The organism is Shewanella sp. YLB-07, assembly GCF_009377275.1.
Map to the genome: position 1 here is coordinate 211,945 of NZ_VOQB01000010.1, position 15,544 is coordinate 227,488.

The window sequence follows — 15,544 nt, forward strand, 5'->3', positions numbered from 1 at the left end:
ATTTAGTAGTGAATAAATTATAGGTTTTTTTCCATAAAAAAAGAGCATCGAAATTTTCGATGCTCTTTTTTACAAGATTTGCTTAAGTTAAAATTTAAAAAACTAAGCTAAGTTTAGACCTTGCTAAATATCAGTTTAACCCAGTTTTACTCGCGCGTTTCTGAACATTCTCATCCAAGGGCTGTCTTCACCCCATGAATCAGGGTGCCATGAGTTTGCCACGGTTCTAAACACACGCTCAGGGTGAGGCATCATGATGGTCACGCGACCATCGGTGCTACAGATCCCCGATAGTGCATTTGGCGAGCCGTTAGGATTCTGTGGGTACTTGGTGGCAATCTTGCCTTGACCATTCACATATCTCAGAGCAATAGTGCCGGAGGATTCGGCTAATGCCATGGCTTCAGGCGTTGCAAACTCGGCGCGGCCTTCTCCATGTGATACAGCGATCGGCATACGCGAGCCTTGCATGCCTTCGAAGAAGATTGAAGGGTTTTTCTGTATCTCCACTAAGCTAACACGAGCCTCGAAACGCTCGGAACGGTTACGTACAAAGCGCGGCCAATGTTCGGTGCCAGGAATGATCTCTTTCAGTGTGGATAGCATCTGACAACCATTACATACACCCAGAGAGAAACTGTCTTCACGCTCGAAGAACTGAGTAAACTGCTCACGGGCTCGAGTATTAAACAAGATTGACTTAGCCCAACCTTCACCAGCTCCCAGCACGTCACCATAAGAGAAGCCGCCACAAGCCGCTAAGCCCTGAAACTCATCTAAGGTGACACGACCACTGAGAATGTCACTCATGTGAACATCACGACTCTCAAAACCTGCTCTGTCGAAGGCTGCAGCCATCTCCAGATGCGAGTTAACCCCTTGCTCACGTAAGATAGCCATCTTAGGTGCTGCACCTTTCAAGATAAATGGTGCGGCGACATCTTGACTCGGGTCGAATTTAAGGTCGACAGTCAAACCAGGCTCGCTTGCATCATGCTTAAGCTTGAACTCTTCATCGGCACACTCAGGGTTATCCCTCAGTGATTGCATCTTATGCGTGGTCTCGGCCCAGATAGTCCTTAGCTCGGTACGCGACTCGACCAGTATTGCTCTGTCACCATCATTGATCGTTATAGTATCGTCAGCCGTTAGGCTGCCAATAACGTGACAGGCAACGCCCGCGGCATTGAACTTAGCAATGATGGCTTCACTTTGTGAACTGCTAACCTGAATGACACCACCAAGCTCCTCATTAAAGAGTCGCTCAATATCAGTACCGTCTACATCGGCAAGGTCGATATTAAGACCTGTGTTGCCCGCAAACGCCATCTCAACCAAGGTGGTAAATAAACCACCATCACTGCGATCGTGATAGGCAATAACATCACGCTGCGCGACTAGCGGCTGTATCACCTCGAAGAAACCACGCAGTAAACTTGAATCTTTCAGATCCGGCGCACTATCGCCAAGCTCACTGTAAACTTGCGCAAGACACGAACCACCGAGGCGGTTATTGCCAGCGCTCAAGTCAATCAATAACAGCTCAGTCTCACCTTTATCGGTGCGAAGCTCTGGCGTAACTGTGTTGCGGATATCTTGTACTGCACCAAACGCGGTAATGACCAGCGACATAGGAGAGGTCACCGACTTATCGACGCCCTCCTCTTGCCATGCTGTCTTCATCGACATCGAGTCTTTACCGACGGGAATAGTCAAATCAAGCTCAGGACACAGCTCCTCGCCGATGGCTTTAACGGCTTCATAGAGGCCGGCATCTTCACCAGGGTGACCCGCAGCAGACATCCAGTTGGCAGACAATTTGATACGCTTGAATGAACCGATATCGGTACCGGCTATGTTCATGATGGACTCGGCAACAGCCATACGTGCAGAAGCGCCAAAGTCCAACAGTGCAAGCGGAGTACGCTCACCCAGAGACATGGCTTCACCGGTATATGAATCGAAACTCGCGGCCGTCACGGCGCAATCGGCAACAGGGACCTGCCAAGGGCCCACCATCTGATCGCGGTTAACAAGACCCGTTACACTTCTATCGCCGATAGTGATAAGGAAGGTCTTCTCGGCGACGGTGGGTAATCTGAGTATGCGGCGAACAGCATCTTTAATATCAATCTTACTTTGATCGACTGCAGGAGACTCGGCTTTGGCACTGACCACATCACGGCTCATCTTAGGTGCTTTACCTAATAACAGCTCCAGTGGAAGATCGATTGGCTTATCATCAAAATGCGCATCACTCAATGATAAGTGGCGCTCTTGTGTTGCGACGCCAACGACAGCGAAAGGCGCACGTTCACGTTCACATATAGCAATGAAGGTATCTAGGTTCTCTGGCGCGACTGACATCACATAACGCTCTTGAGACTCGTTACACCAGATCTCAAGCGGGCTCATGCCAGGCTCATCCGATGGCACATCTCTTAATTCGAACTTGCCACCACGTTCGCCATCGTTAACCAACTCAGGGAACGCATTAGACAAACCACCCGCGCCCACATCGTGGATAAATTGGATAGGATTGTTATCACCCATCTGCCAACAACGGTCGATCACTTCCTGACAACGACGTTCCATCTCGGGGTTTTCACGCTGAACCGAAGCAAAATCGAGATCTTCATTTGACTCGCCGGATGTCATCGAAGAGGCAGCGCTGCCTCCGAGTCCGATATTCATCGCCGGACCACCCAGTACAATCAGCTTAGCGCCGACGGTGATCTCACCTTTCTGTACATGTTCTCCACGAATGTTGCCCAGACCACCGGCAAGCATGATCGGCTTATGGTAGCCGCGCACTTCGATGCCGTTATGACTGCTTACTTCCTGCTCGTAGGTACGGAAATAACCTAATATTGCCGGACGACCAAATTCATTGTTAAATGCCGCGCCGCCCAATGGGCCTTCAGTCATGATATCCAGAGCCGTTACGATACGCTCAGGCTTACCGTAATCGGCTTCCCAAGGCTGAACAAAACCTGGGATCTTAAGGTTCGATACACTAAAGCCCGTTAAACCGGCTTTTGGCTTAGAACCACGACCAGTCGCACCTTCATCACGGATCTCACCGCCAGAACCTGTAGCGGCACCTGGATATGGGCTGATCGCCGTTGGATGGTTATGAGTTTCAACCTTCATCAGGATATGCATAGGCTCTGTGTGGTAACTATACACACCATCATCTTCCGGGAAGAAACGGCCCGCAGTATAGCCTTCCATCACAGCGGCATTATCTTTATAGGCAGAAAGCACACCATCAGGAGTAACGGCGAAGGTATTCTTGATCATCTTGAACAAGGATTTTGGCTGAACTTCACCATCGATGGTCCAATCTGCATTGAAAATTTTATGACGACAATGTTCTGAGTTTGCCTGAGCAAACATCATCAGCTCGACATCATTTGGGTTACGACCCAATTTAACGAAGTTTTCGACTAAGTAATCGATCTCATCGTTCGCTAAGGCTAGACCAAACTGTGTATTGGCAAGCTCAAGCGCACTGCGGCCTTCACCTAAAATGTCGACACTCTTGACGACTGCTGGCTCTGTACGCACAAACAGCATAGCCGCCTGCTCGAAGCCAGTAAGGATGACTTCGACCATGCGGTCATGTAAGAGTGCAGTCAGAGACTGCTCTTGCTCGGTCGTTAGCACATCAGATTCTACATAGTAAGCAATACCACGCTCTAATCGCTTAACTTTATTGAGACCACAGTTATGGGCAATATCGGTAGCCTTAGAAGACCAAGGAGAAATTGTACCTGGGCGTGGTGTGACAAAATGAAGTGTGCCTTGTGGCGCATGGGCTTCGATAGCCGGGCCATAGGTTAGGAGTTTTGCAAGTTGCTGGGTCTCGTTCTCGCCGAGAGACTCAGTTAAATCTGCTAAATGTACGTACTCAGCATAGATGCCAGAAACAGGAAGCGAAGCGGTTTCACAAGCTTCCATTAACTTTTGAACTCTAAACGCCGATAAAGCTGGGGCTCCGCGGATGATCTCCATCACGTCATTTCACCTTATATATTATAATTGCAGGGTCAGAACTGGCGACATTATAGGGAAAGATGACAGACAAAGCACCCGTAGTTACTGGAGAAAACAGTGTTCTGTGTAACGAAAAATAGACCTGTATGAATTTTGTTCTCAGTCGGTTCCTAAACGGGAATTAATCGAGTATTTAGATCATAATCTTAACTAGCACTTCGCCTTGACGCGATTACTTTTCGTACCGAAAATACTGTTTTTATTCAGTTCGCGAGCAATATGATATAATTGCCCGCTATGCCCATGAAAAGAACGAGATGATTTAGCGATAAATGAAAAATATTCTGTTTGTTTTACTTACACTTACTTTACTGGCTGGCTGCCAGAAAGTGGCTGTGGAACAAACTGAAGTGATGCCAGAACCTGCAGCTAAAACAACATTAAATGTAGGTACTCTCTATGGGTCACAAATTTTCGTCACCACAGGACAAGGTGAAGCTGGTTTCGATTATGAGATGGCTTCACGTTTCGCCGAGTATCTGCAACTCGATTTAGAGATGAAACCTTACCCCAACATAGGTGAGCTTTACACTGCACTTAATAATGGTGACATCGACTTTATTGCGGCGGGTCTTGCAGACACACAGAATCGACGGGAAAAGTTTCGTCTAGGTCCGCCTCTTTATCGTGTTAATCAAGTTTTAGTTTATAAGCAAGGCACAAGAGTGCCCAAAGATATCTCTCAATTAGAAGAAAATATCACGGTCATCACAGACTCATCTTTTGTTGAGACCCTGTCTCAACTGCAGAAACTATACCCGAATCTCCTCTGGGATCAGGAAAAAGATAAAGACAGCGAAGAGTTGATGAGCATGATTGCCAGAGGCGATATAACTTACACCATCGCCGACTCGACCACTTTCGATATCAACCGCCGATTTATGCCAGAGCTCCGCGCTGGTCCCATATTGAAGGAAAGACAAGCCATAGTTTGGTTACTGCCCCCACATCAAAGTGATCAGTTGATGAGTGATCTCTTGACCTTCTGGCACCAAGAGAAACGCACTGGCACGCTGGCACATCTCAACGAAAAGTATTTTGCCCATGTTAAGCGCTTCGATTATGTCGATACTCGTGCATTTCTGCGAGCCATAGATAACAAGTTGCCGAGATACAAAGAAAAATTCCAATTTTATGCTGGTGGTATAGATTGGCGTAAACTTGCCGCGACCGCTTATCAGGAGTCTCACTGGAACCCTAATGCTCGCTCTCCCACAGGAGTCCGGGGGCTGATGATGTTAACCTTGCCTACAGCAAAGCAGGTAGGGATCGCCAATAGGCTAGATCCAGAGCAGAGCATCAAGGGAGGCGCTAAATACCTCAATGATATTTTAAAGCGCTTACCGGACTCTATTCCGGAAAATCAGCGCATGTGGTTTGCCTTAGCATCCTATAACATCGGCTATGGACATGTGGAAGATGCGCGTAAGCTCGCCGAGTCTATGGGACTCAACCCCAGTGCATGGAGAGATCTTAAAGAAGTGCTTCCATTGCTGCAGAAACGTAAATACTATAAGCGTACCCGATATGGTTATGCTCGTGGTAACGAAGCGGTCCATTATGTTGACAGCATTCGCCGCTACTATGACACCTTAGTCTGGGTAGATAATCAGAATCAAATGATAGAAGATGAGAAAGCTCGAGCCGAAGAAACTCAAGTGGTCGAGCTTTCTAATAAAGAGAATAGTGAACTATCGGGTGCACAACCTCAGTAAGCAAGTTACGCACTCAAGTGAAACACTGACACAGAATAATCAGCACACCCATGCTTTTCACTAGTACTAATGGATTTGACGGAAATATAATGAAAAAGAAACAAATGAAATTTAGCTCTACCACCAGACGCAGAACCCAGCAAAAATCCAAACATCTACGCACTTTAAGCCGACAGAAAATGTTCTTCTCGTTTATCCAGCCAACTGAGTAATAAAGGTGTTTGCCCTTAATCTAAACAGGCAAACACCTAAGCTTAGTATTCAGAGTTTACTACTTCTCAGCCTCAAGCCTCTTCTCTAACTTCCTTAGCTCTTTTTTCTCTTTGCGCCGACGCCTGAAAAACTGACTCAGTTGCTCACTACATTCATCGGCTAACACTCCGTCACTGACTTGCAGCTGATGATTAAAAGCCGGGTGTCTGACCAGATCGATAACCGTTCCTGCCGCCCCTGTCTTCTCATCTTTTGCCCCAAAAACCAGACGTTCGATACGGGAATGAACGATAGCGCCGGCGCACATGGCGCACGGTTCCAAGGTTACATAAAGAGTAGTACCCAGTAGACGGTAGTTCTCGATCACCTTTCCAGCCTGACGCAAGCACTGCATCTCGGCATGAGCGGAAGGGTCGTGTAATCCAATACAGTAATTGAAACCCGCACTGATCACCTGGCCATCTTTGACTAACACGGCCCCTACAGGCACCTCACCGACCGCTTCGGCTTTACGGGCCATCTCCATCGCCATTGACATGAAGCGTTTATCTAATGCCAGCTGTGAAGCGTGTTCATCGGGCTGATCTTGGAACTCTTTTTTCTGCTCAGACAAGGGGGATTCCACCAGATAATACCAGTTCTATTAACGTCCTTTTTCAAGGATCAAAAAAGGCGCCGAAGCGCCCTTTCTATTTTACACCTAAGTGTGAGTTAAGCGTCAACTATTCCCACTCGATAGTCGCAGGTGGCTTACCCGAGATATCGTAAACGACTCGTGAGATACCATCGATTTCATTGATAATACGATTAGACACCAGCCCTAAGAAGTCATAAGGAAGATGTGCCCAATTTGCAGTCATAAAGTCAATGGTTTCCACCGCACGCAATGAAACCACCCAGTCATATTTACGGCCATCACCCATCACGCCAACAGAGCGTACAGGAAGGAACACAGTAAATGCCTGGCTCACTTTGTTATAAAGGTCAGCTTTATGCAGCTCTTCGATGAAGATAGCATCGGCAAGACGTAGCAGATCACAGAACTCTTTCTTCACTTCGCCAAGTACGCGAACACCCAGACCCGGTCCAGGGAATGGATGACGGTAAAGCATGTCGTATGGCAGACCCAGTTCCAGACCTATCTTACGCACTTCATCTTTAAACAGCTCACGCAGTGGCTCAACAAGACCTAGCTCCATATCATCTGGCAATCCGCCGACGTTATGGTGTGACTTGATCACATGGGCTTTACCCGTAGCACTACCGGCAGACTCAATGACATCAGGATAGATGGTGCCCTGAGCCAGCCACTTAGCGTTAGCACATTTCTTCGACTCTTCATCGAAAATCTCGACAAACACACGACCTATGATCTTGCGCTTAGCTTCGGGATCGGCCTCACCTTTCATGGCATCGAGGAAACGGTTTTCAGCATTAACATGAACGATGTTCAGTCCGAAATGATCGCCAAACATGTCCATCACTTGCTCGGCTTCATTGAGACGCAGCAGACCGTTATCGACAAATACACAAGTCAGTTTGTCGCCGATAGCACGGTGCAGCAACATGGCAACAACCGATGAGTCGACGCCACCAGACAAGCCTAAGATAACTTCATCATCGCCTATCTGTTGCTTAAGCTTAGCTATCGCATCTTCGATGATAGAAGAAGACTTCCAGTTTGCTTCACACTGGCAGATATCTAAAGCGAAGTGCTCAAGCATGCGCTTGCCCTGACGGGTATGGGTCACTTCAGGGTGAAACTGCACACCGTAGAACTTTTTCTCTTCGTTTGCCATGGCCGCAAAAGGACAAGTCTCGGTCTTGGCAACGCTGACGAAACCTTCAGGGATTTCAGAGACTTTATCGCCGTGGCTCATCCAGACATCGAGAAGTGGCTTGCCAATGTCACTGACAGCGTCTTCTATGCTCTTGAACAGAGCAGAATCTGCTTGAACTTCTACCTGAGCATAGCCAAATTCACCTTCGCCTACACCTTGAATAACTTTGCCACCAAGCTGCTCAGACATAGTCTGCATGCCATAGCAGATCCCAAGTACAGGAACGCCAGCATTGAAGACGTACTCAGGTGCACGAGGGGAGCCTTGTGCTGTCACACTCTCGGGTCCACCGGCTAGGATAATACCGTTTGGAGCAAAGCCTTTAATTTGCTCTTCACTCACATCCCAGGCCCATAACTCACAGTAAACGCCTATCTCACGAATGCGGCGGGCGATGAGTTGTGTGTACTGAGATCCAAAATCTAAAATCAGGATCTTATGCTCATGAATATTGCTCATGGGGAACCTTATTTGTTTATCTAATTTTCGGTATCAATCTTAATTTAACGCTAATTACGTCAACTAAGATCGGCATAAATGGGATATTTAAAATAGGCGGCTCAATGCCGCCCATTTTTAAACAATTGTAGCCAGCTGAGTTATGAACCAGGGCTGTAGTTAGGCGCTTCTTTGCTGATAGTCACATCATGTACATGGGACTCACCCATGCCAGCCGAGGTGATTTTCACAAACTCTGCTTTTTCATTCAGCTCTTTGATCGTGGCGCAGCCAGTCAAGCCCATGCATGAACGTAGACCGCCCATATGCTGGTGAATGATCTCTTTAAGCTTACCCTTATAAGCAACGCGGCCTTCGATACCTTCCGGCACTAGCTTATCGGCAGCATTGTCGCTCTGGAAGTAACGATCCGATGAACCTTGTGTTTGGTTCATGGCGCCCAAAGACCCCATACCACGGTATGACTTATAGGCACGGCCATTGTGCAGTTCAGTCTCACCCGGCGCTTCATCGGTACCGGCAAACATAGAGCCCGCCATGATACAAGATGCACCAGCGGCTAAGGCTTTAGCTAAATCGCCTGAGAAACGGATACCGCCATCGGCAATAACCGGAATATTTAAATGTTTAACGGCCTCGGCAGCATCGGAAACGGCGGTGATTTGAGGAACGCCCACACCGGTAACGATACGAGTCGTACAGATTGAACCAGGTCCAATACCCACCTTGACAGCGTTAACACCGGCTTCAACCAGCGCCAGTGCACCTTCGGCTGTTGCCACGTTGCCACCAACAATCTGTAAATCAGGATATTTAGCACGAGTATCACGAATACGCTGAAGAACACCTTCAGAATGACCATGTGATGAATCGATCAGCAGAACGTCAACACCGGCAATAACCAATGCATCGACACGCTGTTCATTACCAGGACCGGCACCGACGGCTGCGCCGACGCGAAGGCGACCTAGCTCATCTTTACAAGCATTAGGTTTTTGCTCAGCTTTTTGGAAATCTTTTACTGTGATAAGACCCTTGAGCTTAAAGTTACCATCGACAACCAGCACTTTCTCAACTCGATGAGAATGCATCAACTTCTGCACTTCATCCAGCTTAGTGCCTTCAGCAACAGTGACCAGACGATCTTTAGGTGTCATCACCTGATCGACAGTACGGCTCCAGTCAGTGATAAAGCGAACGTCACGGCCAGTAATAATACCGACAAGTTCATTAGCATCGTTGACAACCGGGTAACCGGCGAAGCCATTCTTCAGGGTCAGAACCTTAAGATCGGCCAAGGTAGTAGTAGGAGTCACGGTCACAGGTTGTTGAACGATACCGGCTTCGTAAATCTTAACTTTACGGACTTCTTCGGCCTGTTGCTCAATCGTCATATTTTTATGAATAAAACCTAGACCACCTTCCTGTGCCATGGCAATAGCCAAACGAGCTTCAGTCACGGTATCCATGGCTGCAGACACTATAGGGGTATTAAGTTCTATTTTATTAGTTAGACGAGTCTTGAGAACGGCGGTATTAGGGAGTACGGTCGAGTGTGCAGGAACAAGTAACACATCATCAAAAGTGAGTGCTTCTTTCTTTAAACGTAGCATGGCAACATCTCCCAAATAGAGTAAGTTTCGAGTGAAATATTGCGGCGAGATTATACCTTGCATATTGGCCTTGGTAAATGGAAAATAGTAAAAAAGTACGGTTAACCGCAAAATCCCTATGAAAATGCCAAAAAATAATGTTTATACCGTTTCACGCCTCAACGGTGAAGTTCGTCAACTTCTGGAAGGCGAGCTGGGTAAAATATGGCTCAATGCCGAAATTTCAAACTTCGCAGCGCCGGGGTCGGGACATTGGTACCTGACCCTCAAAGATAATCAGGCCCAAATTCGCTGTGCCATGTTCAAGGGCCGCAACCGCTCGGTGACCTTCAAGCCAATTAATGGCCAGCAAGTACTGGTAAAGGGCTCAATCAGTGTCTATGAGCCCAGAGGCGACTATCAACTCATCATAGAATCCATGCTCCCCGCCGGCGACGGCCTGTTAGCGCAGCAATATGAAGCGCTTAAGATGAAGCTTGCGGCTGAGGGCTTATTTGCTGCCGATACCAAACGCCCTATCCCATCTAATATTCAGAAGATAGGCGTCATCACCTCGGCAACAGGGGCTGCGCTCAAAGATGTACTCCATGTGTTAGCCAGACGTGACCCCTCTATCGAAGTGGTGGTCTACCCGACTCAGGTACAGGGAGAGCCTGCCGCTCAGCTTATTTGTAACGCCATCGCCATCGCCAATGCCAGACAGGAAGTCGATGTGCTCTTGCTAACCCGAGGCGGTGGTTCCCTCGAAGATCTCTGGTGTTTCAACAGTGAAGATCTCGCCCATGCCATCTATAACAGCGCCCTACCTGTTATCTCGGCTGTCGGCCACGAGATAGATACCACTATCAGCGATTATGTCGCCGATGTTAGAGCACCCACACCTTCGGCAGGCGCAGAACTGCTATCTAAAGATGCTGAAAATAAGGGTGAGAAACTCGAGCTGTTTATTTCAAGGCTCAGACAGAGCTGGCAGCATTACCAGCTAAAAACCAACAGCCGCATGAGCACCTTAACCCATCGCCTGCAACGACAAGATCCCAAGCGTCGTCTACAACAATACGGCCAGAGTTTCGATGAGATGCAATTTAGGCTAGATGCCGCTATCGACAAGAAACTGTCCAGCCTGGCGCTCAAACAGCAGCAACTGAGCCATCGTTTAAATCAGCAATCGCCTGTAAACAAACTTGAATTGGAGAGCCAGAGACTCAGCTATTTAACGTCAAGACTCAAAGACTCCATCAAAGAGAAGTTAGCCAGCAGCGAGAGCAGCCTAAGCGTCAGTGCTCACCAATTACAGACAGTCAGCCCGTTAGCGACACTGAGCCGAGGTTACAGTATTACTCAAGATTCAAATGGCAAAGTGCTACTGAATGCCTCAGACGTTAGCGTCGGGGATATGCTAACGACTCGATTACTCGAGGGAGAGGTTCAATCAAAAGTGGTTTAACCACTTTAATGTTGATTTTGGGTGAGAACTCGAATCACTTGTGTAATAAGCAGTATTTCAGTATCTTTTGTTAGGTTGCTTTGGTACTTAGTTAACCTACAGAGATAGTGATATGGCCCCCTCTCTCATTCACTGAAGCGATCCCATTATCGTCTTTGTGACAACATCACTAGCGAGAGCCTTCACACCTAATTAAGGTTTTAAGAAAGTTACCTCTTCGGTTGAGCTGGTTAGATTACCTAACCAGCTTCTAATAAGTGAGCCTTTACTGACGGGCGATTTACGATCAGATTAGTTAATTATTCTGGCCTACTGCTGCAAATAAATACACTAAAAATGCTCCCCCACTTACTATTGTGCGTAGCCAATGTTTTGGTCCCCAACGTGAAAGCAAGTTTTGAGTATTTTCGGATTCGGGGTCATTTTCGGGCGCTAAGAGTATATCGTTGATAGGCTTGATAAGTATCAACGTTATCGGCACGACTGAAATTAGCATCAGGCTGCCAACTAGCCATAATACTCCCATACCACTAAACCAAGCTAAGACACCTGCAATAAAGCCAGACAATGCTAATGCTATCTGCAAAGGGGCCGCACGTTTGTACATAGGTGGAAAAAATCGCCCACCAACTGAAACTCCAGCCTCTAAGGCTGCAGGATGTTGAGCTAGAGAAATATAAAGTGCGGCTCCATAAAAAGTGCCGCAGCAAAATAAAGCAATAATTTGAATTATCATTATCAAAGTCCTTTGATGTCTAAATAGTGTTTACAAACAATTCCCAGTTATTTTCGAGGTTTTAAAGTGTCCACTTGCTGTAAATTTACCTAACAAGCAAAGAGTTACTCATGAGACTATCGCCATTATCAATCATATTTATTAATACAGCCTTAGCGTACCCATTGCATAAATGATTTAACGGGGTCATTTTACACATTTTTAGAAAACCTCATTTAAGCGGCTTGGCCAAGAAAACGACAGACGAAGTCAAAAATAATCAAGTGTAAATGCGGCTGCGATCTTCGATGGCATGAATGCCATCGCAGAGCCCACATGGACGGATTCACGGCGTTTCGCAAAAGTCTCTGCACATCCCCCGCTGGTAAGCGATAGATAACCATGAAGGTAGAAGTTAACAGTCACTTCCGAATACCTACTTCAGCCAGAAGCTAAATCAAAAAATGCATTAAGCCTTCATTCAAAGCCACCAAAGTCCATATACAAACCCCCTCCTTCACCGTCCATGGCGATCACGGATAAGCATATCCATATGCAAAAAAAACCAGTTAAAATGAATTAACTGGCCTCTTCGATAAAACAAGCTCCTAGAGACTATAACCTAGTCCCTACAACTTATTTCTTATCTTTATCTCTGATGTGACTCATCATGCGCTTGCGGCGGCGTTCTTGACTCACGGTAAGCCTCTTAGTGTGCAAGCCTTCAAACGGGTTAGCACCGTCCTGGAAACGCACCTGGATAGGCGTGCCCATGACTTTAAGCGAACGACGATAGTAGTTCATCATGTAACGCTTGTAGGAATCAGGAAGCTTCTTAACCTGATTACCATGGATCACTACGATTGGTGGATTGTAACCACCAGCATGAGCATATTTAAGCTTAACACGGCGGCCATTCACCAATGGTGGCTGGTGATCGTCTTGCGCCATCTGCATGATGCGTGTCAGCATAGACGTACTTACGCGACGCGTGGCACTGTCATAGGCTTCTTCTACCGACTCATACAAGTGACCAACACCTGTACCATGGAGTGCAGAGATGAAATGAATGCGAGCAAAATCGATGAAGCCGAGGCGACGATCCAGTTCACTCTTAACTCTGTCTTTAATTTCTTGATCGATACCGTCCCACTTATTAACGGCAATAACCAAAGCGCGACCAGCGTTAAGCACGAAGCCCAACAAACCAAGATCTTGCTCCGCAATACCTTCGCGGGCATCGATGACCAAAAGCACCACATTACAGTCTTCGACCGCTTTTAGTGTCTTAATGACAGAGAACTTCTCGACGGTTTCATGGACTTTACTACGGCGGCGAACACCGGCGGTATCGATAAGTACATACTCACGCCCTTCTCGCTCCATAGGGATATAAATACTATCTCGAGTGGTTCCCGGCGAGTCGTACACGACCACACGCTCTTCACCTAAGATGCGATTAATCAAGGTAGACTTACCCACGTTCGGCTTACCAATAATCGCCAGCTTTATAGGCAAATCCTGAAGACGCTTCTGCTCGGCTTCGGCTTCCTCTTCGCTGTATTCTCTCTCCTCAACCTCTATATTATCGTCAGTGTCGCGATGCAGGCCGAGCGCCTCGGCATAGGGTGCCAGAGCATACTCGATCATGTTCGTGACGCCGCGTCCCTGTGATGCCGCCATTTGATAGACTTCACCCAGACCCAAAGCCCAAAACTCGGCACAAGCAGAGTCGGCATCGATACCATCGACCTTGTTGGCCACCACAAAAGTGGTCTTATCACGTCGACGAAGATGCTCCGCAATCGCCTGGTCGGCGGCGGTTAAACCCGCTCTGGCATCGGTCAGAAACAGAACCACATCGGCTTCTTCAATCGCGGCTAAGGACTGTTCGGCCATATGAACTTCTATGCCCTCTTCGGTACCGTCGATACCACCGGTATCGACTACGATAAACTCATAGCCTGATAGGGAGGCGCGACCATATTTACGATCCCGAGTTAGCCCAGGAAAGTCGGCAACCAAAGCATCTCTGGTGCGGGTAAGGCGATTAAATAGGGTCGACTTACCGACATTGGGTCGCCCAACAAGGGCCACAACTGGAATCATTTTTTTGCCTCTAATCTACTGTTTTTAAATCTATAAAATATCAATAACTCGGGTCTTGACCTAATTATGACTAGCCCAAGCCGATACTACATCTTGCTTATTGTGTTTAATATAAAGTACTTAACACAAAAAGCCCCCAGAACAATCTCCGGGGGCTAAATATCAATTCAGATAAAGCTTACGGAAGCGTTATTCTAGCAATTTTTCCCGCACGAGTCTGAACATAAATGCTATCGCCGACAACCAAGGGCTGGCTATACAAGCCAGAACTGTCCACTTCGATACGACCAACAAGTTTTCCCGTCGACTTATCTATAAAGTGCAAGTAACCTTCAAAGTCACCGACAACAAGATAATCTTTAAAGACGGCTGCCGATGTTAAATTACGGTTAGTTAACTCGATATTACTCCAAGTCTCTAAACCATTTCGTCTATCTACAGAGTAGATGCGACTATAATCGTCCACCAGGAAGAGGTTCACACCTGAGTCAGCCAACTCATGGAAACTAGAGTACTTACGTGACCAAACAACACGTCCGGTTCTCAGCTCCATAGAGACCAAGTTACCGTTAAAACTCACTGCATATAGGTTGTCGCCGATGATCAAGGGCTTCATATCTACATCGGCCATTCGGGTAAACTCGTTCCCCCCTTTTGGCGTGTAAATAGCTTGTTCCCAAGCAGCCTGACCATTATTTTTTATCACCACGGCAATCTTGCCATCGGCAGTACCAACGAAGAAACCACCGGCTTCATAGGTAGCTGAACCTGTGCCGCGAAGGGTCAATGTTGGCAGCTTAGACTCATAGGTCCACAGCTTTTCACCATCTTCAATTTTAAAGGCTTCCAAGGTACCTGAGCTGGTGCTGACGACAACAACATCTTCTGCAACCGTGGGGGCTGAGAGTAGCTCTCCGCTGGCAATACTGGACCACCTAGTATCACCGGTTTCAGCGTCCAGTGCACCGAGTAGACCACTTTCGCCACCGATAAAGACCATGTCTCTCGCGGCAGTGACTCCGGCCGCTAGCTTAGCGCCTTTGTTCTTGGCCAAGATATTATCTTTAAATGCCGAGCTGAAATTCTTACTCCAAACCTTATCACCTGTCGCTTCATCGAAAGCGACGACTTGGCCATATCTATCGGCAACGAACAGCTTGTCATATCTGGCTGCAGGACGAAGACGAGAATAATAGTCACCGACGCCACTACCAACACTCGCACTCCAACTTATTTCAGGAAATACGCTTGCTTCTATTTCGGGTAATGGACTTATCGGCTCTTCTTCAACATCGCTGGATGAACAGGCAGATAACAAGCCAATACTCAGACTACATGCGACTAGTGTTTTGCACCAAGACTTCATGGGCGTT

Annotated in this window: 9 protein-coding genes; 2 read left to right on the top strand and 7 right to left on the bottom strand. The window is 47.3% G+C overall.

Going from position 1 to position 15,544, the window contains the following annotated elements; all coding sequences use genetic code 11:
• Nucleotides 1-135: 135 nt before the first annotated feature.
• Complete coding sequence (gene purL / locus FS373_RS20990) at nt 136-4,017, bottom strand: phosphoribosylformylglycinamidine synthase (RefSeq protein WP_152830539.1); 3,882 nt, start codon at nt 4,015-4,017, stop codon at nt 136-138.
• A gap of 314 nt (nt 4,018-4,331) precedes the next feature.
• Here purL and mltF point away from each other — a divergent pair, with 314 nt between their 5' ends.
• A complete protein-coding gene (gene mltF / locus FS373_RS20995) occupies nt 4,332-5,774 on the top strand; it encodes a membrane-bound lytic murein transglycosylase MltF (RefSeq protein WP_144045778.1) in 1,443 nt (480 codons plus the stop codon).
• 271 nt (nt 5,775-6,045) lie between these two features.
• On the opposite strand, the gene tadA is transcribed toward mltF, so the two are convergent.
• From tadA to guaB, 3 genes are all read right to left on the bottom strand, one after another.
• Nucleotides 6,046-6,525 (bottom strand): tRNA adenosine(34) deaminase TadA, encoded by a 480-nt coding sequence (tadA, locus tag FS373_RS21000; RefSeq protein ID WP_144048907.1) that lies wholly within the window; start codon nt 6,523-6,525, stop codon nt 6,046-6,048.
• Nucleotides 6,526-6,709: 184 nt separating this feature from the next.
• On the bottom strand, nt 6,710-8,287 hold the full coding sequence (gene guaA / locus FS373_RS21005; protein ID WP_144045777.1) for a glutamine-hydrolyzing GMP synthase: 1,578 nt from the start codon (nt 8,285-8,287) through the stop codon (nt 6,710-6,712).
• A 140-nt stretch (nt 8,288-8,427) separates the two neighbouring features.
• The gene (gene guaB / locus FS373_RS21010) at nt 8,428-9,900 is read right to left on the bottom strand and encodes an IMP dehydrogenase (protein WP_144045776.1); all 1,473 of its coding nucleotides are present in this window, start codon (nt 9,898-9,900) and stop codon (nt 8,428-8,430) included.
• Between the two features lie 118 nt (nt 9,901-10,018).
• Here guaB and xseA point away from each other — a divergent pair, with 118 nt between their 5' ends.
• Nucleotides 10,019-11,347 carry an exodeoxyribonuclease VII large subunit gene (gene xseA / locus FS373_RS21015; protein WP_144045775.1) on the top strand — a complete coding sequence of 443 codons (1,329 nt, stop codon included), beginning with the start codon at nt 10,019-10,021 and terminating at the stop codon, nt 11,345-11,347.
• 295 nt (nt 11,348-11,642) lie between these two features.
• Here the strand turns inward: xseA and FS373_RS21020 are convergent, their stop codons facing one another.
• The 3 genes from FS373_RS21020 to bamB form a co-directional block, all read right to left on the bottom strand.
• Entirely contained in the window at nt 11,643-12,083 is a 441-nt protein-coding gene (locus FS373_RS21020) for a DUF1772 domain-containing protein (RefSeq protein ID WP_144045774.1), read from the bottom strand.
• Between the two features lie 615 nt (nt 12,084-12,698).
• Nucleotides 12,699-14,171 carry a ribosome biogenesis GTPase Der gene (gene der / locus FS373_RS21025; protein ID WP_144045773.1) on the bottom strand — a complete coding sequence of 491 codons (1,473 nt, stop codon included), beginning with the start codon at nt 14,169-14,171 and terminating at the stop codon, nt 12,699-12,701.
• Between the two features lie 178 nt (nt 14,172-14,349).
• Nucleotides 14,350-15,537, bottom strand: coding sequence for an outer membrane protein assembly factor BamB (bamB, locus tag FS373_RS21030; protein WP_152830519.1), 1,188 nt, complete (start codon nt 15,535-15,537; stop codon nt 14,350-14,352).
• Nucleotides 15,538-15,544: the final 7 nt, after the last annotated feature.

Excerpts from the sequence above, each read along its gene's own strand:
- purL (WP_152830539.1), bottom strand. The coding sequence starts at position 4,017 with ATGGAGATCATCCGCGGAGCCCCAGCTTTATCGGCGTTTAGAGTTCAA.
- mltF (WP_144045778.1), top strand. The coding sequence starts at position 4,332 with ATGAAAAATATTCTGTTTGTTTTACTTACACTTACTTTACTGGCTGGC.
- tadA (WP_144048907.1), bottom strand. The coding sequence starts at position 6,525 with ATGTCAATGGCGATGGAGATGGCCCGTAAAGCCGAAGCGGTCGGTGAG.
- guaA (WP_144045777.1), bottom strand. The coding sequence starts at position 8,287 with ATGAGCAATATTCATGAGCATAAGATCCTGATTTTAGATTTTGGATCT.
- guaB (WP_144045776.1), bottom strand. The coding sequence starts at position 9,900 with ATGCTACGTTTAAAGAAAGAAGCACTCACTTTTGATGATGTGTTACTT.
- xseA (WP_144045775.1), top strand. The coding sequence starts at position 10,019 with ATGAAAATGCCAAAAAATAATGTTTATACCGTTTCACGCCTCAACGGT.
- FS373_RS21020 (WP_144045774.1), bottom strand. The coding sequence starts at position 12,083 with ATGATAATTCAAATTATTGCTTTATTTTGCTGCGGCACTTTTTATGGA.
- der (WP_144045773.1), bottom strand. The coding sequence starts at position 14,171 with ATGATTCCAGTTGTGGCCCTTGTTGGGCGACCCAATGTCGGTAAGTCG.
- bamB (WP_152830519.1), bottom strand. The coding sequence starts at position 15,537 with ATGAAGTCTTGGTGCAAAACACTAGTCGCATGTAGTCTGAGTATTGGC.